37 protein-coding genes are annotated in these 18,010 nt (G+C 32.8%); 3 read left to right on the forward strand and 34 right to left on the reverse strand.

Annotated elements, in window-relative coordinates:
• The 6 genes from GXP75_RS20975 to GXP75_RS21000 form a co-directional block, all read right to left on the reverse strand.
• Positions 1-192 (reverse strand): hypothetical protein (locus tag GXP75_RS20975; RefSeq protein WP_242557772.1); only part of this gene is annotated, 192 nt, incomplete at its 3' end.
• Positions 189-572: a YopX family protein gene (locus tag GXP75_RS20980; RefSeq protein WP_242557773.1), complete on the reverse strand. Its 384-nt coding sequence runs from the start codon at positions 570-572 to the stop codon at positions 189-191. The genes GXP75_RS20980 and GXP75_RS20975, both read right to left, overlap by 4 nt.
• Positions 569-850, reverse strand: a complete 282-nt coding sequence (locus tag GXP75_RS20985; protein WP_242557774.1) for a hypothetical protein — start codon at positions 848-850, stop codon at positions 569-571. The genes GXP75_RS20980 and GXP75_RS20985 overlap by 4 nt, the downstream gene beginning before the upstream one ends.
• Before the next feature lie 54 nt (positions 851-904).
• Positions 905-1,144, reverse strand: coding sequence for a hypothetical protein (locus GXP75_RS20990; protein ID WP_242557775.1), 240 nt, complete (start codon positions 1,142-1,144; stop codon positions 905-907).
• The gene (locus GXP75_RS20995) at positions 1,144-1,317 is read right to left on the reverse strand and encodes a hypothetical protein (RefSeq protein ID WP_307444458.1); all 174 of its coding nucleotides are present in this window, start codon (positions 1,315-1,317) and stop codon (positions 1,144-1,146) included. Before GXP75_RS20995 ends, GXP75_RS20990 begins: the two co-directional genes overlap by 1 nt.
• Positions 1,318-1,704: 387 nt before the next feature.
• The gene (locus GXP75_RS21000; protein ID WP_061571720.1) at positions 1,705-1,920 is read right to left on the reverse strand and encodes a YopT family protein; all 216 of its coding nucleotides are present in this window, start codon (positions 1,918-1,920) and stop codon (positions 1,705-1,707) included.
• A 184-nt stretch (positions 1,921-2,104) separates the two neighbouring features.
• On the opposite strand from GXP75_RS21000, the gene GXP75_RS21005 reads away from it, so the two are divergent.
• Entirely contained in the window at positions 2,105-2,329 is a 225-nt protein-coding gene (locus GXP75_RS21005; RefSeq protein WP_003325934.1) for a helix-turn-helix domain-containing protein, read from the forward strand.
• A 219-nt stretch (positions 2,330-2,548) separates the two neighbouring features.
• On the opposite strand, the gene GXP75_RS21010 is transcribed toward GXP75_RS21005, so the two are convergent.
• From GXP75_RS21010 to GXP75_RS21080, 15 genes are all read right to left on the reverse strand, one after another.
• The gene (locus tag GXP75_RS21010; protein WP_242557776.1) at positions 2,549-3,526 is read right to left on the reverse strand and encodes a phage lytic cycle repressor MrpR family protein; all 978 of its coding nucleotides are present in this window, start codon (positions 3,524-3,526) and stop codon (positions 2,549-2,551) included.
• Positions 3,527-3,546: 20 nt separating this feature from the next.
• Positions 3,547-4,938 (reverse strand): DNA sulfur modification protein DndB, encoded by a 1,392-nt coding sequence (locus tag GXP75_RS21015; protein WP_242557777.1) that lies wholly within the window; start codon positions 4,936-4,938, stop codon positions 3,547-3,549.
• A gap of 91 nt (positions 4,939-5,029) precedes the next feature.
• Entirely contained in the window at positions 5,030-6,112 is a 1,083-nt protein-coding gene (locus GXP75_RS21020) for a tyrosine-type recombinase/integrase (RefSeq protein ID WP_242557778.1), read from the reverse strand.
• A gap of 4 nt (positions 6,113-6,116) precedes the next feature.
• Complete coding sequence (locus GXP75_RS21025; protein WP_061571716.1) at positions 6,117-6,323, reverse strand: helix-turn-helix domain-containing protein; 207 nt, start codon at positions 6,321-6,323, stop codon at positions 6,117-6,119.
• Positions 6,324-6,375: 52 nt separating this feature from the next.
• On the reverse strand, positions 6,376-6,714 hold the full coding sequence (locus GXP75_RS21030; protein ID WP_242557779.1) for a hypothetical protein: 339 nt from the start codon (positions 6,712-6,714) through the stop codon (positions 6,376-6,378).
• A gap of 5 nt (positions 6,715-6,719) precedes the next feature.
• Positions 6,720-6,920 (reverse strand): hypothetical protein, encoded by a 201-nt coding sequence (locus GXP75_RS21035; protein WP_242557780.1) that lies wholly within the window; start codon positions 6,918-6,920, stop codon positions 6,720-6,722.
• A 345-nt stretch (positions 6,921-7,265) separates the two neighbouring features.
• Positions 7,266-7,394 carry a lysogeny pheromone AimP family peptide gene (locus tag GXP75_RS21040; protein ID WP_242557781.1) on the reverse strand — a complete coding sequence of 43 codons (129 nt, stop codon included), beginning with the start codon at positions 7,392-7,394 and terminating at the stop codon, positions 7,266-7,268.
• A 19-nt stretch (positions 7,395-7,413) separates the two neighbouring features.
• Positions 7,414-8,574: an AimR family lysis-lysogeny pheromone receptor gene (locus tag GXP75_RS21045; protein WP_242557782.1), complete on the reverse strand. Its 1,161-nt coding sequence runs from the start codon at positions 8,572-8,574 to the stop codon at positions 7,414-7,416.
• Between the two features lie 176 nt (positions 8,575-8,750).
• Complete coding sequence (locus GXP75_RS21050) at positions 8,751-9,620, reverse strand: hypothetical protein (RefSeq protein ID WP_242557783.1); 870 nt, start codon at positions 9,618-9,620, stop codon at positions 8,751-8,753.
• A gap of 122 nt (positions 9,621-9,742) precedes the next feature.
• Entirely contained in the window at positions 9,743-10,081 is a 339-nt protein-coding gene (locus GXP75_RS21055; protein WP_242557784.1) for a hypothetical protein, read from the reverse strand.
• 45 nt (positions 10,082-10,126) lie between these two features.
• The gene (locus GXP75_RS21060; protein WP_106361188.1) at positions 10,127-10,504 is read right to left on the reverse strand and encodes a hypothetical protein; all 378 of its coding nucleotides are present in this window, start codon (positions 10,502-10,504) and stop codon (positions 10,127-10,129) included.
• Positions 10,497-11,180: a hypothetical protein gene (locus GXP75_RS21065; protein WP_242557785.1), complete on the reverse strand. Its 684-nt coding sequence runs from the start codon at positions 11,178-11,180 to the stop codon at positions 10,497-10,499. The genes GXP75_RS21060 and GXP75_RS21065 overlap by 8 nt, the downstream gene beginning before the upstream one ends.
• Before the next feature lie 51 nt (positions 11,181-11,231).
• Positions 11,232-11,363 carry a hypothetical protein gene (locus tag GXP75_RS21070; protein ID WP_242557786.1) on the reverse strand — a complete coding sequence of 44 codons (132 nt, stop codon included), beginning with the start codon at positions 11,361-11,363 and terminating at the stop codon, positions 11,232-11,234.
• A gap of 11 nt (positions 11,364-11,374) precedes the next feature.
• Entirely contained in the window at positions 11,375-11,590 is a 216-nt protein-coding gene (locus tag GXP75_RS21075) for a hypothetical protein (protein WP_242557787.1), read from the reverse strand.
• A gap of 3 nt (positions 11,591-11,593) precedes the next feature.
• Complete coding sequence (locus GXP75_RS21080) at positions 11,594-11,845, reverse strand: hypothetical protein (protein ID WP_242557788.1); 252 nt, start codon at positions 11,843-11,845, stop codon at positions 11,594-11,596.
• A gap of 70 nt (positions 11,846-11,915) precedes the next feature.
• Between GXP75_RS21080 and GXP75_RS21085 the strand changes: the two genes are divergently transcribed.
• Positions 11,916-12,095, forward strand: coding sequence for a DUF8096 family protein (locus GXP75_RS21085; RefSeq protein ID WP_003231000.1), 180 nt, complete (start codon positions 11,916-11,918; stop codon positions 12,093-12,095).
• A 28-nt stretch (positions 12,096-12,123) separates the two neighbouring features.
• Here GXP75_RS21085 and GXP75_RS21090 read toward each other — a convergent pair whose 3' ends face one another.
• Together GXP75_RS21090 and GXP75_RS21095 are read right to left on the reverse strand one after the other, a co-directional pair.
• Complete coding sequence (locus tag GXP75_RS21090) at positions 12,124-12,312, reverse strand: hypothetical protein (protein WP_242557789.1); 189 nt, start codon at positions 12,310-12,312, stop codon at positions 12,124-12,126.
• Complete coding sequence (locus tag GXP75_RS21095) at positions 12,309-13,430, reverse strand: AlbA family DNA-binding domain-containing protein (protein WP_242557790.1); 1,122 nt, start codon at positions 13,428-13,430, stop codon at positions 12,309-12,311. The genes GXP75_RS21090 and GXP75_RS21095 overlap by 4 nt, the downstream gene beginning before the upstream one ends.
• Before the next feature lie 138 nt (positions 13,431-13,568).
• On the opposite strand from GXP75_RS21095, the gene GXP75_RS21100 reads away from it, so the two are divergent.
• Positions 13,569-13,799, forward strand: a complete 231-nt coding sequence (locus tag GXP75_RS21100) for a hypothetical protein (protein WP_242557791.1) — start codon at positions 13,569-13,571, stop codon at positions 13,797-13,799.
• A 10-nt stretch (positions 13,800-13,809) separates the two neighbouring features.
• On the opposite strand, the gene GXP75_RS21105 is transcribed toward GXP75_RS21100, so the two are convergent.
• The 11 genes from GXP75_RS21105 to GXP75_RS21155 all read right to left on the reverse strand — a co-directional run bounded on the left by GXP75_RS21105 (position 13,810) and on the right by GXP75_RS21155 (position 17,928).
• Positions 13,810-14,187 (reverse strand): UPF0715 family protein, encoded by a 378-nt coding sequence (locus GXP75_RS21105; RefSeq protein WP_242557801.1) that lies wholly within the window; start codon positions 14,185-14,187, stop codon positions 13,810-13,812.
• 101 nt (positions 14,188-14,288) lie between these two features.
• On the reverse strand, positions 14,289-14,432 hold the full coding sequence (locus GXP75_RS21110; protein WP_242557792.1) for a hypothetical protein: 144 nt from the start codon (positions 14,430-14,432) through the stop codon (positions 14,289-14,291).
• 40 nt (positions 14,433-14,472) lie between these two features.
• The gene (locus GXP75_RS21115; protein ID WP_242557793.1) at positions 14,473-14,835 is read right to left on the reverse strand and encodes a hypothetical protein; all 363 of its coding nucleotides are present in this window, start codon (positions 14,833-14,835) and stop codon (positions 14,473-14,475) included.
• Between the two features lie 45 nt (positions 14,836-14,880).
• Entirely contained in the window at positions 14,881-15,618 is a 738-nt protein-coding gene (locus GXP75_RS21120; RefSeq protein ID WP_242557794.1) for a hypothetical protein, read from the reverse strand.
• On the reverse strand, positions 15,590-15,757 hold the full coding sequence (locus tag GXP75_RS21125) for a hypothetical protein (protein WP_177230650.1): 168 nt from the start codon (positions 15,755-15,757) through the stop codon (positions 15,590-15,592). Before GXP75_RS21125 ends, GXP75_RS21120 begins: the two co-directional genes overlap by 29 nt.
• Positions 15,758-15,855: 98 nt before the next feature.
• Entirely contained in the window at positions 15,856-16,077 is a 222-nt protein-coding gene (locus GXP75_RS21130) for a helix-turn-helix domain-containing protein (RefSeq protein ID WP_242557795.1), read from the reverse strand.
• Between the two features lie 16 nt (positions 16,078-16,093).
• The gene (locus GXP75_RS21135; RefSeq protein ID WP_242557796.1) at positions 16,094-16,516 is read right to left on the reverse strand and encodes an NUMOD3 domain-containing DNA-binding protein; all 423 of its coding nucleotides are present in this window, start codon (positions 16,514-16,516) and stop codon (positions 16,094-16,096) included.
• A gap of 3 nt (positions 16,517-16,519) precedes the next feature.
• On the reverse strand, positions 16,520-16,960 hold the full coding sequence (locus tag GXP75_RS21140) for a hypothetical protein (RefSeq protein ID WP_242557797.1): 441 nt from the start codon (positions 16,958-16,960) through the stop codon (positions 16,520-16,522).
• Between the two features lie 148 nt (positions 16,961-17,108).
• Positions 17,109-17,444 carry a hypothetical protein gene (locus tag GXP75_RS21145; RefSeq protein WP_242557798.1) on the reverse strand — a complete coding sequence of 112 codons (336 nt, stop codon included), beginning with the start codon at positions 17,442-17,444 and terminating at the stop codon, positions 17,109-17,111.
• Positions 17,445-17,480: 36 nt separating this feature from the next.
• The gene (locus GXP75_RS21150; protein ID WP_242557799.1) at positions 17,481-17,678 is read right to left on the reverse strand and encodes a hypothetical protein; all 198 of its coding nucleotides are present in this window, start codon (positions 17,676-17,678) and stop codon (positions 17,481-17,483) included.
• 13 nt (positions 17,679-17,691) lie between these two features.
• Positions 17,692-17,928, reverse strand: coding sequence for a hypothetical protein (locus GXP75_RS21155; RefSeq protein WP_242557800.1), 237 nt, complete (start codon positions 17,926-17,928; stop codon positions 17,692-17,694).
• Positions 17,929-18,010 lie beyond the last annotated feature (82 nt).

Here is an 18,010-nt window from a genome sequence, read left to right on the forward strand (position 1 = left end):
CTCCGCGCCCTCCTTAATCTCCAAATACTGCTCAATGTAATAAATAAGAAACATTCTTTCAATGAAATCAGCCTGTCTTTCCTCTGACATTCGATAGTCTGGTTCAGTACAAAATCTATCCCATTCTTTCCCTAATTCTTTTTGCTTTGCTTTTATTGATGCGAAAATTTCTTTATCCTTTTTGTTCATCATTCCACACCCTCCAATAACTCAGGATTTTGATAAGCATCTCCGATTACTTCAAGATCACCCACCAAAAAAGCGCCTCCGATTCCTAGATCAAGATAAAATCCAGCTTGTTCATTGTCGTACCTAACAATTGATCTTGTATCAGTGCCATGATCTAATATTGAATCTTTGTCATAAATCATTTTTTCGTTCTTATCCTTCAATCCTGTTCCCCACATGAGAGCCGCATTTTTTTGTGTGCTATCCGCAAGCCGAATTGGATGAAGTGAAAAGTTGGTATGGCGGTACAAGCTCCATCCCTCGCCTGTAATAACGAGACTCAATCCCTCATCATCCCAAAAATGCATCTGCTCGCCGTCCCAAACTCTGTATACTGTGTTCATAATATCCGCGGCTCCTTTGGATTTTTATCACACATTTCCTTCAACACAACTACAAACTCTTTTTCGCTCATATTCAGCGGCTTGTACCACTTTATAACTTCGTGAAACGGCCTGAGATAATTCGTCAGTGTGTCTTCAGCATCCTCCCTTCCTTTTGTTGTCCCAGTAAAATTATTTAAATAGTCTTCACACGTCATATTGATGTGCGTCGGACAGACTACCACTGAACTAAATCTGCAGTACCGTCCATTCGGCTGCTTAGCGATTAATGCACCCATGTTATTCCTCCTTATCTGAATCTCGATAAAACTTACATTTTATATACTTATATTTCACTTTTGTGGATGGAGCATCATCTTGGCGTAATGTTTTGTACATCCTATGTATTCTCTTCGGTATTTGCATCCTCTTTTATTAGAACCTCCAGCAACAAATTCATAGTAATGACTCTCAATCGGTGTAATGCATTCGTATCCAAGCTTCTCTTTTTCTATAATTCTTCTAACCAAACTTGCTTTATTGTTGTCGCTTAAAGTGATCATACGGTTTGTCGCAGACTTTACTATGTTCATTAGCCTTCTCCCTCTTGGTTAAGTATTGTTTCTGTTATGTACATTCCTTCATATGCATAGTCAATAATTGAATGAAATTCCCCAATTACTCTCCTTAAATCACCATTACTTTTATGGTCAAGTAAAGCCACATATGAATCATTCAACTTGTTTAGTTTTTCATCCAAAAGCATCTGCCTCTCCATCTCACCTCTTTAATATCCTTATTTTTTATACTTAACTATAACATAAATCACTTTACTGTTATTGTCAATCAAATTCGATCAATTTTTTAAAGAATGATCGAATTTGATGTTTAATCAGTGAACCTAAATATTAATTCATTGATATTGTCTCTTATTTTAATAAGATTCTCTGGGGTCACAGAAACTGTGAGATCTAGCCTTTTGCCGTTAAAGTTTAAAAGGAATTGATAATTCTCAGAAGTCAGTACTTTTTTTGTCAGTTTTAGGTTGACGTTGTTGTAATCCTGAAGATCAACAGATAATTTCACGTGTTCACCTACAAGCTCCAACTATGCTGTGATTCATGCTGCAATGGAGTCTTCCTATTTATTTTATTTAATGCGTTTCTTCAGTATTCGTTATTTCGTATTCAATGTCGCACAACTTAAATTTTTCAACGGTACCGTCAGCTTGGGCAAAGGACACCTCTCTTGCTACCAGCAATTTTTCACAAAGTCTTTCTACAATACCTACTGAGATTTCTTCATTTTTCGCCTTATTTTTCAATACAATTTCAAGATTTAACGAGATGTTGTTCAAATAACCTGCCATCCTCATTCTCCTATACTATAATTTTCTCTTTATTGACAGCTCGACAAGGGAACAAGCGTTCTGTTTTGTTTAATAACATTATACATTTAATGTGGGTATTACGCTAGTGGTTATTTGAAGTCATCGTATGGTATGATATGTATTATGTCTTTCCATAACAGAACTAGCAGGAGGATGTCCGATTATGATCAAAGTTGAGATCGGGCAATGCTTGATACCTGAACTTTGTAGAAAGAAAGACATTACAATCAATGAGCTGGCAGAAATAGTCGGCATGAAGAAACAGCAATTGAGCGATTATAATCGGTTGAAAAAGACAGAAATGACAATTAGAACTGCTAAAAGAATCGCTGCTGCATTAGATTGTAATGTGGAAGACCTCTATGAATTCAAGGTTGAAAGGCATTGAGTTAACGACTAAGACTAATGTCTTGGTCTCCTCCTGAGTAAACCATATGGTTTACATGACTATATTACTACAGGTTACCAATTGTGGAAAGGGTTTATTTTGTCTTAATTTGTCGAATTTCAAATTATTTTTAAAATCAGTTTAAAATACAATATTTATACTTATTTTTACTTTTTGTCTCAATAAAAAATCCACTCAAGATTGAGTGGGTTGATGACACTATATGGTTTCTTCTTTTAATCCTAATTCCTCCGCATAACATTTCTTTACTTCGTCTTCATTTATATAGTCTTTCATATTGTAGACCGCTCTGTGTTTATTGCTAACAATCAAATTAAAGTCATCTATGATTTGGTATCTGACAGAGTTATCAATCACGCCCTTCTCTTTATATAATTGGTAAGCGCGATATAAGTGCCCTGACCTAACAATAGTGTTTGGAGTGAGGAAATTAATTTTAAAGAAATCTGAGATATCGGTAATTAGATTTGTAACTATGTGTTTACCTGCTTCTCCATCGTGTTTACTTCTTGTTTTCTTTGTCTTGATTACATAATCATTTTCAGCTAATGATACTTCTTTCGTTTGACCCTCTGCTCTACCATTTTTTAATTTATATTTAGTCTCCTTGGAAGCATTTAACGCTATAACAAGACAATCACTACTTACTTTTAATTTCCGAATACCGTTCTTTTTGTCATGTAGCGTCAATACATTGTCATTTAACATTGCTTCTTCTATTTGCTGTTTCGACAAACTAAGGAGTTCAGAATGTGCTAGTCCTGATATGCCTTCAAATAAGCATCTTAAGACTGCTTTAGACTGGTAATTAAGCAATTTATTTTGCATGTCCTCTAGTTCACTAAAAGAAATGTAAAGTTTCTTATCACCTAGACATTCATACAATTCATCAGTTGAAATAGTTCTTGCTAAATTCACTGTTCCTTTACTTAAATTATAAGATGCCGCCCAATCTATATACATTGACAATAATGATAAAGTTCTTTTTACGCTCCCAATTGTCGTTTGATCATAAGACCTAATTAATTCAAGAATCTGCATAGAGGTGAAATCGTAGATGTCTTTACTATAGAGATTTTCTGTTATCTCTGATTTTGAAAACAAAGGTTTTAATTGATGAGCTACCGCTTCTGAAACAGTATCTAGGTACTTTTCCTTAATATCACTATTGTACATTACGTCAAACATCTCCTAAGCTAATTGAATTGCTGATTTATCTCGATTTTTCTAAAGAAATCACAGATTTTTTGTGGTGATTTAGCATTTCCGTTTTTATCAACTGTTCCTAGTTGATCCCAAAGTTTATTATCTTTATTAAAATCAATGGGTTTTAGAACTTCTTCAATTTTAGATTCAATATCATCGATTGAAATCTCTAGATCATGGAATCGTTTTGCTAACAAGACGTATCCATTAAAGAAAATATGACTATTAACGAAGGATTTCTTTCTTTCTCCTGCAATATCCCCTAAAAATTCATCTATATAAAAAGTGGCCAGAGCATCAAAAAAGGCAGCCAAATATCTCCCTGTCTTCAAAATGTCTGCTTGGTTGTTAAAATCCTTTTTATAATAGCTGCGCTCAATTGCTTTCTTAAAATCAGAGAAAGTAATCAGCATATTTTGATCCTGCTTAACCCAATCTCCATTGGTCTTTATATAATCTCCGATTAGACTGTTATCTTGAATAAATTTAACTATTTTATTTGAATAATAATGCTGATTCATCTCAGCAACTTTAGATTTTTTAACAGGATTTATTGTGTTTTGCTGTCCAAAGTGTTCTCTAGCTTGTTTTTGAGTATAGTTGTATATATCCACTTTAAACACACGCTTCAATAAATGTTTTAATTCAGGATACTGTCTAATTGCCGTAGTAATACCTACCAACCTGTGATAGCCATCGAGCACATCTAATACAGTCCCTTCCTTTACAGTAAGAGTCATATCCTCTTCATGATAATCTAATTCAATTCCTTCATTGGAACTTCCTAAACGTGCATTAAAGGTGAACATTGAACTGATTAGTTTTCCCTCTTTAAACAATTCTTTAATTTCCTCTACAGATTGTTTGTTTAACTGAGGGACAGGGATTTCAACATCAGAGCCCTCTATTTTTTTTATTTTATTTGTCCTTTGAGCATTAGGATTATAGTGAAGAAGCTTATTTTCAAACAACCTATAAAGTTCTTCCGCAGTTATTTGAAAAGTCAGGTTACTGTCAGAGTATTTAACTGCTCCATTAAAAGTATAAGGCAGCTTAATCTCTTCCTCTATTTCACCTTCCCATAGTGTTTCAATCTCTTGCATATCTTTTTCAGTAAAATAGTTGGCTGGATTAAATCTTTCTGATTCCAGAATGGTGTACAAACACTTTGCTAAGAAATACATATACTCCTTAGACAAATCCATATCTGGATTCTCTAACTCGTTAATTACTTTCTGTGTAGAGCCAGGAGATATTTTGTATTCAGCCATTGTTATATGAACATTATTAATAAAAGATCTGATATGCTTTCTTTTAGAAAACACATCTCTCATTTCGGAGAGCAATTTCTCATTTGCTGCCTCGTCAAAGATCACTGTCATTATTGCTTTCACCTCATATCATGTTGCTAAAATAAAGTTACCAAAGGGACACTTTATTATCAAGAGAAATATAAAAAATAGTCATTATTAATCAATTCCCATTTGATTCCGATAAGAATTTAAGGAATTTTTTTAGTGCCACCGGTTCTATATTTTCAAAATAAGAGATAAAATCCTCTTTGCTTGCTTCGTATAGGGGTCTGATATCAATTTCTTCATCCATAGTTACACCAGCTGAGTTTGTAATATCGCTTCTTTTGCTCATATACCTCTCGGTAGTTGAAACATTGCTGTGATTTCCCTGTTCCCTTGCTGCTAATAGATCGTGGCCAGTATGCTCATAAACATAATCAATACCAACGCCTTTAAACGAATGAAATTTCAGATCTCTTTCTGGAGGGATGCCCAGCCTCTCTTTTGAACGCTTTAATGAGTCTCTTACTGATTGCTCAGAAAGTCCTTTAAAGACATAGTCTGTTTCGAGCGAGTTCTCTTCTCTTAGCTGTAACAGCTCTTCGTAAAACACTTGGTTTATACCCGTTGTAACTACTCTTGATCCTTTATCAATAACTGTTACCACATAATGCCCTGTGTGAGCATCATGTTCAAAATCACACCATCTAATTCTTAAAAGAGCATTTAAACGAAAAGAAGTTCTAGTAGCTGCCTTTACAAAAAGCTTTTTCATCAAAGGTTTTTGTCGTTCATTTATAAATAAATCTTCAGCTATTAAGTCTGCCTCTTCTTTGTTTGTTCTGCCCCAGTTTCTATCTATTGTTTTCAACTTTCCTACAGTATCAAACACACTTAAATCTACATATTCTTTATAATCATGATTAAGGTATTTGTAAAGCATTTTCACAGCAGTAAGTTTTCTTTTAATGGTTTTGTTTACGAGTCCTTCATTTTGAAGATGTTTGATATAACTAGTCAATTCACTTTTCGAAATTACTAAATCATTTTCACTTAAATGTTCTATTTCTTTTCCTTTTAGAGTTCGAAAGAAGTTTTTTATATCTCCAGTATAATTCTTTCTTGTGTTGGATATACTCGTTGCATCTTGCGGTAGATACCTTGAATTCCCTGAGCTGCTGGCTATATCCTTACTGTAGAGATAGCTCATAATGTCATTAAACACATTATAATTCTTTATTGATTTAACTTCTGCGTTCAATTGATTATTCCTCCCTTCGTTTTGAATCGTTTAATAAATCATCAATAGAGACATCCAATACCAAAGCAATAAGCTTCATGGAAACAACATCTCCCTCATCTGGTTCATCGATGATTCTTTTAAGACTTACAATATCAATCATCGTTTCCTCGGACATCCGTTCAATTGTTATGTTACGTTTCTCCATCAGCTTTTTTATCAGCTTTGACATAGAATCCCCCTTATATAGCAATATGTATAATAAGGATAATGCCTAATACAACTTATAGTTGTGGTTTATAGATAAACTGCTCAAATTCATTTGAAATATGTTTTTTTAATTGAGTAATGAAAATTATCAATGAATTAAAATGCGGATTACAATCAGCACTTCTGGATAATCCATCACCACCTAAAAGAACTCGGTCAATATCCCGTTGCAATGCATTAACTTCCATCTTCGCTAACCTTAAATCATTTTCTGTTTTTGCATTGAGTATCATTTTTCTGATATTAAGGATACTGTCTAGATATGTTTGCTTGGCCATATTAGCAAAGCTTTCATCAATCTCTTCATATCTGCTCTTCTTCTCCGTTGCAGACTTAAAGTTTACTACTTGCATTACCATTAGTCCTCCTTTTGGGCACTTAGCATCTTAATATATCCTTTAGTGAGATCCTTTCTGATTTCCTTCCTTCTCTTTATATTTTCTTTTTCAATTTTCTTTTCGTAAGCAAAGAAATCGTTCTGCACAATAGCACTAACTTTTTTCTGATATATATTTTTATGTAATGTCATGCTGCTTTGTAAGTATTGAATTGCTGACATATTCCACACTCCTAAAATAATACTTATTTTTTGTATTTGATATCTAAACTCATTTTAATTCATTAAGGAAGATAAGTAAAGATGTTTTAACGACAAATAGCACATTCTTTTTTAAATTTTTTCGAATGTGCTTAATCATTATTCAGTTAGTCCTAAGCCTGTTATGTATAGATGTTAAAAAGTTTATTCTATTTTCCCTTAGTTATGCGAAAATGAATTTATCTCGTGGTGACCTTTAAATTACAAAAGACGCTTAGCCCAATGAGCCAAACGTCTTCCCACTTATTCCTGGATAATTTAATTAAGTAAAATTGTAATATTAATCTTGATTTGTGTCAATGCTATTTACGCTCCCCGTACCATACCTGCCACATCGTACTCTCCAGACGCTTCTTTACTTTTGTTAATATTGCTTCCAACAAAAGCTAAAGCCAATGCACTAACAATTAAGGCTGACATTATAACTTTTTTCATTTTCTCACCTCCTTTAATTTTACATTGAGATAAGCTTTAGCAAGCGTTTATTAACACCGCTATTTTCAAGCGCAATCAACGGTAACTTAATCAAAAATTTATCTTGAGATTTTTTATAAAATTCAATAGAATCGTAAAAATAATCAATATTCTGCTCAAACAAGCCCTTTAAATAATAATGAAAACCTAACTCGTTATAATTCTGATCTTTGCTTTCAAGTAATTGTAAGAGCTGGCGTGCCTTTGTGTCTTCTTTCTTATTAATAAGGAAATGTGCTACTTCCTGTATGTCTGTAATATCGTCAGAATTAATGTTTAACCACTCATTTTCTTTGTTCCAAACATTACTTAAAAAACTTAAATTCCTTTTAAAGTATTCGGCAAACAACTTATTGTTTTCTGATGCATTTAGCCCCTTTATATAGCTGCTTCTACTTTTAGAATAGTCAGAGAACACAAAAGAATTTCCTAATGTTAGATAGCTGAAAACTTTAAACCTTAGTACATCAGTACTTTCTATTGCCATCATGGAATATTCTCGACACTTTTCTAAGTCGTTTTCATTTAAATAAACGTTTGCTCTCAATACATATATTCGAGTCTGAAATGAATTCTTAATGAATTGATTTTCTTTTAATCCGGATAAATCAATTTGATCGATCAGGGATTGCATTGGTGCAAAATTGCTGGTGTTTAAGTAATGATAAAGCGTTAGAATTTTTGAAAAGATGTTCATTTCTTCCGTTTTTAGTTTAAGCCTGCCCAAATTATTTGAAGCATCGAAGAATTCTATCTCACCATTAGTAAGACTCCTATGTATTTTATAAACTTGTCCATACTCTTTGCTCTTACTATTTGTACAATTCACCATTCTTTCCAAAAGAGTATCTGTTATTTCAACAAATTTGTTAGCATCTGCATACTCTAGTGCACTTCTCGCAGCTTTAGTTTTTACATCGAGGTGTAAACAATAATCTTTCATAAGTTCATATTCACGATCAGAATACTGACTTTTTACAATATTCACGAGGGAAGAAAACTCATTAAAAGTCTTTCCATCATGATTTAGAAAATCATAAAGGGGATTTGGATTTTTAAGTCCAGCTACCGTAGCCCATTTACTCATGAGTGTTTTATCATTTTCTAAGTCTTTCCTCATAGCTTTTCTTATAAGCTCCATTACTTCCCCTCTTTTCATTTATGTACGTTCTTTTTTTGATAACTTAATAATACAGGATTTGGTCAATGCAGTCAATAAAAATATACTTATTTTTTATATTTGAGTTTTGAATAAAATTCTTATTTTATTTAGTTGAATACAGTGTTAATACTGTATTCAACTTTGTTACAAATGAATCATTGAAAAAATGCATTCGCTTTATTTTTCTTCTCTTGTTTTAGATTACTAACCCTATAAAGTATGCTATCCATCATCATTATCATTTTCAGTGAAATTTCTTCTTTAGCATACATAGACGGCTTTGCACCGCCATGAAGAATCGCATGGCGACTAACAGGGGAAAGAATGTCTTGTCCATGCTCAAAATGCTCCAATATAAAATTCAAATAAAACTCTCCAATAGTACTATCAAAGTCAAACGGATGTTCATCGCTTTTGCTATTATCATCATCTTCTATTTTGAATAAAATCTTTAATAGGTTTCTAAATTGCGAACCACTTACTCTTTGTTTAATATGAAAGCCATCTATTACTATACCTTCCATTTGCGACAGAATAGAGGGCACGGCTACGGCGTACATTCCAAGGTTATGTGCATTTAATGATTGTCTTAATAAAGGCAGCCTGTCTTTCAACAGACTATAACATTCCCAATGCCGTTTGATTTCATCAATTCTTTGAGCATTGTAATGATCTTTCATGATGTCATCTATAGTATTTTTTAAATTAAACTCCCCGTTTTCAACGTATTCACGACCTATTTGTCTCATTAAAATAATATCTGTACTTTCAGAGGGGGGATATCCAAGAAGAAATATTACCTTTTTATAATGCTTAATGTCCTCTATTGTTTCGATGTATCCTTCTGCCATCCTAGTCAATGACTCTTGTACTTCTGGAAGTTTAAAATATTCTCTAAGACTATTTTGCAATTCAACCAGTGGCTGAATTGATTTTGATATTGCAGTATGTATAGTTTCTGTTGATTCCTCTATGCTTTTAACCCCTTGAATAAAACTGCTCATGTCAATATTATTATTTTTCATTTCTAGAACTCTCCGTTTTTATTCATTTAAGAATTTCACTTGCTGACACTCTGTATTAAAAAACCAGAATTATAGGCTTTAACTTTACATAAAACAATTATTTTATATAGACACAATGAGGATTAATCCTCATTGTGCATAGCCGGCCAAAAATATTTCTCAATTTCCTTTTTCAAGTCTTCCTGTGCTTCGGGCTCAAGTTTATTAAATATGGATTTCATGAGAGAACGTTGCTCAAATATAATGTCAACGAGCACATCCCTTTTTTGTCTTTTGTAACCGCTTCGTGTTGTAAGCCACTCATCATCATAACCAATACATTCTAATAATAATGTTTGCATATTTTCATTTCTTTTTTTAATATGCTCAGCACGTTTCATTCCTTCTTTAACTCCCCTTTTAAAAGCATTTGCTTCTAATTGGTTTAATTCAAATTGTTTTTGATATTCCTCTAGGCTCATGCTGTATTATCCTTTCTGATTAGAAATATTATCATTGTTGTACTATTAGTTTAACCACTTTAAATCTGTATACGTTTTAAATTCATGTACACCACCGCTTAACGTGGAAAATACATTTAAATCAGTAAGCATAACCCTAGAGCCTTTTTCGGTATAACCAATAAGGCTTAAGACGTCTGAACTTTCTTCAAATAAAAACATTAGATCCATTCTTGCTTCAGCTGTAATATATCCCTTGTAATATGAGCCTAATTTGATACTTTCGCCTATCCAACTACTGTCTATTCTGTTAACTCTTACAGTCTTCTCTTCCTTAAAAAAGATAGCTTCATTAATATCAAAATGGGCTAAACCTATAAATAAAGTGCATTCTCTTAATGTAATAGGCGATTTATATTTATTTTCAAAAAGTGTATTAATCATTTTTATCCCTCGATACTGAATGGATTGCAGCCAAGACGTGTTTTAAATCTTCCACCTGATCTACTAAATCATCCATATTCCGTTTGACCAAGTGAGATAATCCATATCTTTCTCCAAAATCAACCTCATATGAACGGACAATTTTTTTGGCTCCTCTGCTTTCTTTTGGTGCAGTATAATAGCTAATTAAAACATTTGATTTCATGGGTGAATTTGATTTTTTGTATTGATCAGTAGTATTAAAAAAGAAGCTAATTTCTTCTCCTTTTTCTAGAAGAGCAGTTCTTTGAAAAATGTTTAACTTATTTAATGACATATCACGATAGGGAATGTCTGGATTAAAAACAATATTTACATCATATGCTTGTCCTCCCCCAGTATTTTTAAGTTCTAAGTTTAAACATCCTAAACTTTCTTTATCAGGCATTACTTTGACTGTAACAGCAGGCTCTTCCATCGCAACACGTTGTCGCCTAACTTCTGTATAAGATATATAAGTTACAATTAATAATGCCAGTCCTCCAATCGCTGCAACAGTTGTTGCTATTGCACTAAGACCTGATAACATCTCGTTGTCAAAGTCGTTTCCTACAAAATTATATAAATGTACTACTATCGCTAATGAAATACAAATAAACAAGATAATTGTTGCTACTTTTACATATGATGTTTTCAAAATATCTCTCCAATCATATCAACAATAATTAAAAAAGTACGATACCCGGTTTTATAGCCGCTTCCATTCAACATACTCAAACCGCTTTTGATATAGGTCTTCAAGAATAGCAGCACATTCAATCCAACCTTCTGCAACACTGCTTTTCTTTTCCCCTTCTTCAATCCACTCTATCCAATACACCTGAACACCCCTTACCGAGTCACCACTTGAATTTCCCTTACCTCACATTGCACATTACATTTCGTTTTGAGCTCACTTGCTACCTCAATGACCTCTAACTTTGTTTGCATTTTAGAAGCTCCATGAAGGTCATTAGAGGTTAAATAACCGTCCTCATCTAACTTAAATGATTTGAAGTATTCCTTGTTTTCAAACTGCAATACATAAAAATAATCAAGCAAAGGCATAAATCAACCTCTTTTAAATAATTTTGTAATCCTCATTACTAATGGTAGCAGACCAATTAACATGAAAAAGGCAATAACGTTAAGCTTATTTTTGAAAAACAGGCTGGCCAAATTCCTTTCCATGCCTGCTGCTGTTTCTTTATCCATGAGTTCTTTAAACTCTTCATCATAGACCTGATCAACAAAAATAAACTTAATGCCAGTCAACAATCCAACTCCAAGCCAGATAATTAAAAAATAAGCTAATCCAATCATTGTTTCCCTCCCTATATCGAACGAAATTTGGTATTCTTGAGTATGTTGAATAAATTATATAGGTGATCTTGTGGAAGAGAAATACGAAACAAACGGGTATGATACTTCAATCGTTTATGATTACAAAGAATATCCAGATGTAAAATACGGTCGCTGCGACAATTGTGATTACACTTTGTTCAAGAGCTCTGTGAAGAGTGGAATATTCTTACGTGAATGCCGGCGTTGCGGTATGAAAAAGAGCATTTAGTTTAATGCTCTTTTTGTTTAAATTATAATCATAAGAAAAAGCTTCTGTTTGATTTAAAGAAACGCACGTATCCATTTTTGTAATCTTTATCATAATGTTCGGTAATTGAAATCAGGGCTTTTTCAAAAGATTCTTCTAAGTTTTGCACAGATGTATTAACTAGCACACTTCCGTTCTCTTTAAATTCATTCAACAACCCTTCAATTTTTTCTCTCATACATTAATCAACCTTTCATTTCCTTTTGCTCTAAACTCCTTAAACATTTGTTTTAATACTTTAGCAGTGGCAAAGCGTCTTTGATGAACTTTGTTATCAGTTTTATGATTGTTATTATTTGCATGCTTTAACTTACTTTTGAAATCATCTTGTTTATCCTGCACAAATTCTAAGAACTTTTCCTTTTCTTCTTCATCTTTAAATATTAAAACTACTTCTAAAAAATTTCTGCAAGCAATCATTCCATCTTCACTTTGTTCATCTATAAAGAAATTATGTAAATTGTATATAAGGTCTCCTATAATAAAATATTTAAAATCATATATATCATCGAACCCAAACTTAATATATCCCCACTCAGGTGAAGGAGTCATATATTTGCCCCCATCTAACGTAACTAACTGTATTTCCTTAAGAACTGTACCATTCACTATAAGTTCAGCTTGTTGAGTTGTAGTATGTTCATTATACACAGCATAAGAATAGAACTCTGTTATTGTCTCTCTTGGAGAATCGGTGTATTTATACCTTAATTCATACTCAGGACTATAAGCATAGTAGTATCCATAATCATTGTATTCCCAAGAAAGTTTGTCTTTCAAGAGTTGATTAAACCGTTCTAACCCTGTTTTATTCAAACCAAATCTCTTTCTCCATAAAGCTTCTATTACAGAAATTGTAGAGTTTTGGTCAATTGGAGTATTACTGTCACCAGTTCTTGTGTAAATAAAACCCGATTTTACTTTTTTGTAATCCTTTTTTAAAAAATAAGGCACCTTAATTGAATTGGGTATTATTAAAACGTCAATTGTTTTCCCTCTTAACTTTAACGATCTTAAAAATACGTTAGGTCTATCACCGGAAAAATTTAAATTTCTAAGCATATCTATAATGTTGGCTTGTTGTTTTCTCTCATGCTCATCCAAACCTTTAAGTTCACCCGAATCGGAAACTCCAACTATTATAAAACAATCTTTGTCGTGAACTGTATTTGCAAAACATAGAATATCATGTACCAATTTCCCATTATCAGTATGCCATTTTTCTTTGAAATCCCAGTATTCTCCTTCATACCCTAAACTCAACAACCTGTTTATCTTATTTTCTAATTTCCCCATCATAATTTCTCCCTATCTGTATCGTTAAAAGAATGATTTTTGGAATAAAACACTTCTTTTATCTTGATTCTTTATGCTCTCGGATTAAGACACATAATCGTGTTAATGTTAATTCATGATTGTATAAGGAGTGATACTTTGTTAAAAGTTGCAATAATTTCGGTTTCTTGTATTGTATTAGTTCTGTGCGTATATTCACTGTTTAACCAAAATGAATTATTGATGCTGGTAATGCAATTATTTGTTGCAGCACTTCTATCATTAGTCGGGGTTGAAGCGATATTAAGCGAACAAAAATTGTCTGGATATTTACTGTTTGGATCAGCAGCCTTTTTCCTTGTTGTGAACGGTGTGAAATACATGATTTAAATAACATGTTCTATATTCGCAGAAATATTGAGTCCCAGAACCAATAAATTAACGCAGCAACAATGCTCATTATGTAATACTCAAAGCTTCTGAACACGGTAAGAGCATTTGGCGGATAATCAACAAACCAGAAAAAGAACACAGCTAAAAAGGCTACTGCAGTGTAAATTAAAAAATGAATCAAACTGAATTTTCCGGGCCTTCTTCTTAGTAAGGATTGCATAGGAAAAGCAAATATTAAGTAAGCTATAAATGAGTAGAATGCTATGATGCCTATTGTGATTAATGTGATCGCCATAAAACCTGAATAAACAAACATATACAAGCCAAAGATTAGACCAGATGACAAACTTGAAAATGCCAATGTATAAGCATAACTGTTTAACATTTTATTAGATCTCAAGTCTGCACCTCCTGTCTTCGCTTCCTGTAAAAGAGTTGTTTTATTTAAACTTTTTGCAGTGTCTTAATATCATTAGCAGAAAGACGCTACCACCCGCTTTCCTTTGTATACAAATCATATCTTCCTGTATCAATTAGAGTTTCATTGATAGCGTCTATTGAGTTGAGATTCCACCCGATTGAAGGATCGTTTAAAAGCGCCTGACCATCATTCAAAATTATTCGTAACATACACAGCGCCCTTTCTTATTAAAATTGTCATTTTATTTAGTTAAGACTCTTCTTCCTCTGGCATGAAATTGGCTCCTAGCATTCTCTCCGCATATCCAGGAAAACTTGAATGATGTCCTTCATATTTGTGGGCTAAACACACTAACAAAGCGTGATCTAACGTTGAAGCGAACTGTTTCAAGGACTGATAATTTAAGAAAGTTGCATACATGATTTCTTTCTTATCATTTCTCTTGATTTTAGCTATTTGAAAAGAGTCAAGTTCCCAAATATTCAACACCATATAATTTTTAAGCTGCTCAATAATTGGTTTAACTCTTTGCTCTCTTTGTTTATGTTCGTCTACAATATGATTTAATTGTGTCTTTTGAAAGACTGACAGATTATCAAAGTCGACATTCATTTTCCATCCACGCTTTCTTTTAAATTCGTAATTTTATTTGGTTCATTATTGATCAGACAATCCGGCTAGATAATCATAATAAGCTTCGTCAACCATACCTTCAACATCAGGATCATCAAGTAGATCTTGTTCATATAGTTCGAATCTCGCATCCTCTACTTTGTCACTTAGACCCTCTATATGCTGAGAGAAAAAACGAACTGTATTTTCATAGCAATTTTTCAATTTAGTTATTAATGCCTTAAATTCACCTTCATTTAGGTTAATTTCATAATGCATTATTTGATTTCTTCTTTGCTTTAAATAATCAAGACTTTTCTTTAAGTAAGAACAGACCTCTATATCGCACAATAATTCTAACCTTTTGATTGCTTCAGAAATACCTATTGTCTGCAAACTTGGCTTAACCTCAAACACATTGCTCTTATCTCTAGAACGCATTTCCTCTTTAGCATTCATATAGGCTTTAATATCAACAAATACTAAACACTCTGATCTTTGTTTAAGAAGTAATTTAAAAAGGATTTCATTTGCATGATTCAAAGAAAGGATAGCATCTTTAACTCTATGCTCTACCCCTTCAACAAGATATTCAATGTCCTCAAGAGAATTATATGAAGCTTTTAAAGAGTCTACCCCATTAGCAAGCAAGCTTAATTTCATTGTTTTCCCCTTATTTATATAAAAGAATGATTTTATTTGATTGCCTTGAATATATCCTGGTGCATTAAATTCCCCCAGCCATAGGCTGCTGTTATTTCGATAGATCGATTTCTTGGACATTCCAGATTCGGATGCTATCAATTATCTCAATGTTTTTATTTTCTTCGTAAAAATCTCTCATCTCTTCCTCAGTATCGAACCAGTCAAAATCTGTTATTCCATTCTTTTTATATGTTAACAGGTATTCTTTATCTGACATTTTAAATTCCTCGCTTCTTGTAAAATACAGTTTTATTCAGACCCAGAAAATTTGTAATTCCTTCCTATGCTTGCAACTTTAGTTTACCATTTTCCTCATTAGCGATCGATATGATTATGATCTTTTTGGAATAGTAACAACTCATGCAGCTCAATGTTTAAGTATGTACAGACTTTATCTAACAGCTCTCTTGGGTACCGCTCCATTTCATCTCTGTATAGCTTTCTGACAGTTGCAAAAGCATGATCAATATCATTCGATAGCTGCCTAATACTGATCTTCCTTTCGTCTAATATGGGCTTTAAATTTGACTTAATCAATATTTTATCCTCATTCCTAAATATGCTTCCAAGTTTTATACAGGACAATATCAGATATTGTCGGTCTCTTCACGCCATACTTGTTGGCGAGAAAATTTTGAGCCTCTGTCTTTTTCATATTGTTAATTAAAAGTTGATATTCACTTCTTATTGATTTAACTTGTTCTTGATTGAGTTTTGATCTGTGGTTTAATTCTCCCATTTTCGACATAGCAAGCTTCTCAATATATTCAGCTGTCTGCCTTTTTTCTAAAATCCCCTGCCTAATATTTGATTTCGCTTGTTCAGACATTTTGTAATTTCTTTTCCCATAAAAAGGATGACCTTTTTTTATCAAGCTCATCTTATTTTTTGTTTCTTGAGATAGTTTTCTACCTGTTAAACTTTTACTTATTTTCCCCTTTGTTTCTTTAGAATGCTTAAAACCTTTAGGCGGCATATCTTACACCTCATGTAATATTTTTTTAATCTCAATATCTCGTTTTGTTAATATGTTATCCCCCTCTCTTAAAACAAGCTCAGCAAATGCCTCGGCAAAGTCCTCTTTAAAGTTGTATTCAGCTCTCTCTGATTTACCTTCTGCAGAGATATTAAAGAATTTATAATTTAATAGCTGATGATGTACGGCATGCCCTAGTTCATGGATAGCTGCTTTTAAAGTTGATCTTCTGCAAAGAAAGATTGTTCTTGATTCTGGACAATAAGCCCCTAATACTCGAAACTCGGAGTCAACATGTTCTTCAGTTTTATCAAGTACAACAGTTCCTATTTTATCTACTAAAGTATACTCAACTTTATCCAATAATCCAGGAAAGGTGCTGTTTATATAATCAATTGCCTTATTATGAATAATGCCGACATGGGTAAGATTAAAAAGATTCATGATATCAAGAAGACCTCCATTTAATAGTGAATTGTGTAATATATCCCTTGTTTTGTAATTCAAGTATATCATGATCACTTTAAGTTATCAAACATTATTTTTACTCTAATTTTATTTTTGTACCTTTTCTTTAAAATCCATGTTTTATTCAGTTATTTAGATTTGGCCTAATTAATTTAACGATTTCTTTTACATATTCAATAAACTGATTTTGGTCTTGAAGTATACCAAGCTTTTCGTATTCACCAGTAAAAAGCCATTGTGGGGTTTCTCCATTTGTCTGTATCTCCATGATAAAGCTAGATCCTTTTGTATTGATCTCTTCATCTTCATTAATTTCATAATGATACTCAATCAATTTTTTCAAAGAGTGGCTGTCCTTTATTACTTTTGTATAAAATGTTAATCCCTGTTCCTCATATCGCTTTAGTTCAAAGTCGTTATCCAATAAAAAGTTCAAGTTGCTTTTATTTAATGTAAGCATCATTTATTTCTCCTCTCATTAAAGCTGCTGTTTTATTCAGATTTTGTGACGTTTAAATATGCTGTCGATACTATGTAAGACCGAACAATCTAAGTCCTCCATACTCTTAGCATGACCAATTCTTGAAATTGCTCCAATCTCAATATTATTAAACTCCGTACCGTTTTCATCACATTTTTCAATCAACCTATTCACTTTCCTCTTTAAGCGAGAAAACTCTTTATCTTCTGTCACTCCATTCCCTCCCTTAATCATCTGTCTCATTGTGTAATTCTTGTTCATCATGATCTTCAAGAAATTCAATGAAATTTTCCCATTGATCTGTCCCATTCTCTATATGGTCAATCAACGAATCTTTCACAAAATCACTGTCAATATTGTTTGCTTTCATCCAGTCTCTTATTATATTAGCGGACTCTATTGCATGTTTATAATAATAACCGCCATGTAATATGGCTCTCTTTATAGTGTCAGGAACATGCATTACTCCGTACCCTCCCTTAATGCTTTAGAAATCTTATCCCATACCGAATGATAAGCTTTATACGATTCACAATCTTTTTCAT

It is taken from the genome of Bacillus sp. HU-1818 (assembly GCF_022695965.1).
GTDB lineage: Bacteria > Bacillota > Bacilli > Bacillales > Bacillaceae > Bacillus > Bacillus atrophaeus.

Bases quoted from the DNA above. Each gene is read 5' to 3' on its own strand.
- GXP75_RS20980 (WP_242557773.1), bottom strand. From the start codon at position 572: ATGAACACAGTATACAGAGTTTGGGACGGCGAGCAGATGCATTTTTGG.
- GXP75_RS20985 (WP_242557774.1), bottom strand. From the start codon at position 850: ATGGGTGCATTAATCGCTAAGCAGCCGAATGGACGGTACTGCAGATTT.
- GXP75_RS20990 (WP_242557775.1), bottom strand. From the start codon at position 1,144: ATGAACATAGTAAAGTCTGCGACAAACCGTATGATCACTTTAAGCGAC.
- GXP75_RS20995 (WP_307444458.1), bottom strand. From the start codon at position 1,317: ATGCTTTTGGATGAAAAACTAAACAAGTTGAATGATTCATATGTGGCT.
- GXP75_RS21000 (WP_061571720.1), bottom strand. From the start codon at position 1,920: ATGGCAGGTTATTTGAACAACATCTCGTTAAATCTTGAAATTGTATTG.
- GXP75_RS21005 (WP_003325934.1), top strand. From the start codon at position 2,105: ATGATCAAAGTTGAGATCGGGCAATGCTTGATACCTGAACTTTGTAGA.
- GXP75_RS21010 (WP_242557776.1), bottom strand. From the start codon at position 3,526: ATGTACAATAGTGATATTAAGGAAAAGTACCTAGATACTGTTTCAGAA.
- GXP75_RS21015 (WP_242557777.1), bottom strand. From the start codon at position 4,938: ATGACAGTGATCTTTGACGAGGCAGCAAATGAGAAATTGCTCTCCGAA.
- GXP75_RS21025 (WP_061571716.1), bottom strand. From the start codon at position 6,323: ATGTCAAAGCTGATAAAAAAGCTGATGGAGAAACGTAACATAACAATT.
- GXP75_RS21030 (WP_242557779.1), bottom strand. From the start codon at position 6,714: ATGCAAGTAGTAAACTTTAAGTCTGCAACGGAGAAGAAGAGCAGATAT.
- GXP75_RS21035 (WP_242557780.1), bottom strand. From the start codon at position 6,920: ATGTCAGCAATTCAATACTTACAAAGCAGCATGACATTACATAAAAAT.
- GXP75_RS21040 (WP_242557781.1), bottom strand. From the start codon at position 7,394: ATGAAAAAAGTTATAATGTCAGCCTTAATTGTTAGTGCATTGGCTTTA.
- GXP75_RS21045 (WP_242557782.1), bottom strand. From the start codon at position 8,574: ATGGAGCTTATAAGAAAAGCTATGAGGAAAGACTTAGAAAATGATAAA.
- GXP75_RS21050 (WP_242557783.1), bottom strand. From the start codon at position 9,620: ATGAAAAATAATAATATTGACATGAGCAGTTTTATTCAAGGGGTTAAA.
- GXP75_RS21055 (WP_242557784.1), bottom strand. From the start codon at position 10,081: ATGAGCCTAGAGGAATATCAAAAACAATTTGAATTAAACCAATTAGAA.
- GXP75_RS21060 (WP_106361188.1), bottom strand. From the start codon at position 10,504: ATGATTAATACACTTTTTGAAAATAAATATAAATCGCCTATTACATTA.
- GXP75_RS21075 (WP_242557787.1), bottom strand. From the start codon at position 11,590: ATGCCTTTGCTTGATTATTTTTATGTATTGCAGTTTGAAAACAAGGAA.
- GXP75_RS21080 (WP_242557788.1), bottom strand. From the start codon at position 11,845: ATGATTGGATTAGCTTATTTTTTAATTATCTGGCTTGGAGTTGGATTG.
- GXP75_RS21090 (WP_242557789.1), bottom strand. From the start codon at position 12,312: ATGAGAGAAAAAATTGAAGGGTTGTTGAATGAATTTAAAGAGAACGGA.
- GXP75_RS21095 (WP_242557790.1), bottom strand. From the start codon at position 13,430: ATGGGGAAATTAGAAAATAAGATAAACAGGTTGTTGAGTTTAGGGTAT.
- GXP75_RS21105 (WP_242557801.1), bottom strand. From the start codon at position 14,187: ATGTTAAACAGTTATGCTTATACATTGGCATTTTCAAGTTTGTCATCT.
- GXP75_RS21110 (WP_242557792.1), bottom strand. From the start codon at position 14,432: ATGTTACGAATAATTTTGAATGATGGTCAGGCGCTTTTAAACGATCCT.
- GXP75_RS21115 (WP_242557793.1), bottom strand. From the start codon at position 14,835: ATGAATGTCGACTTTGATAATCTGTCAGTCTTTCAAAAGACACAATTA.
- GXP75_RS21120 (WP_242557794.1), bottom strand. From the start codon at position 15,618: ATGTCCAAGAAATCGATCTATCGAAATAACAGCAGCCTATGGCTGGGG.
- GXP75_RS21125 (WP_177230650.1), bottom strand. From the start codon at position 15,757: ATGTCAGATAAAGAATACCTGTTAACATATAAAAAGAATGGAATAACA.
- GXP75_RS21135 (WP_242557796.1), bottom strand. From the start codon at position 16,516: ATGCCGCCTAAAGGTTTTAAGCATTCTAAAGAAACAAAGGGGAAAATA.
- GXP75_RS21140 (WP_242557797.1), bottom strand. From the start codon at position 16,960: ATGAATCTTTTTAATCTTACCCATGTCGGCATTATTCATAATAAGGCA.
- GXP75_RS21145 (WP_242557798.1), bottom strand. From the start codon at position 17,444: ATGCTTACATTAAATAAAAGCAACTTGAACTTTTTATTGGATAACGAC.
- GXP75_RS21155 (WP_242557800.1), bottom strand. From the start codon at position 17,928: ATGCATGTTCCTGACACTATAAAGAGAGCCATATTACATGGCGGTTAT.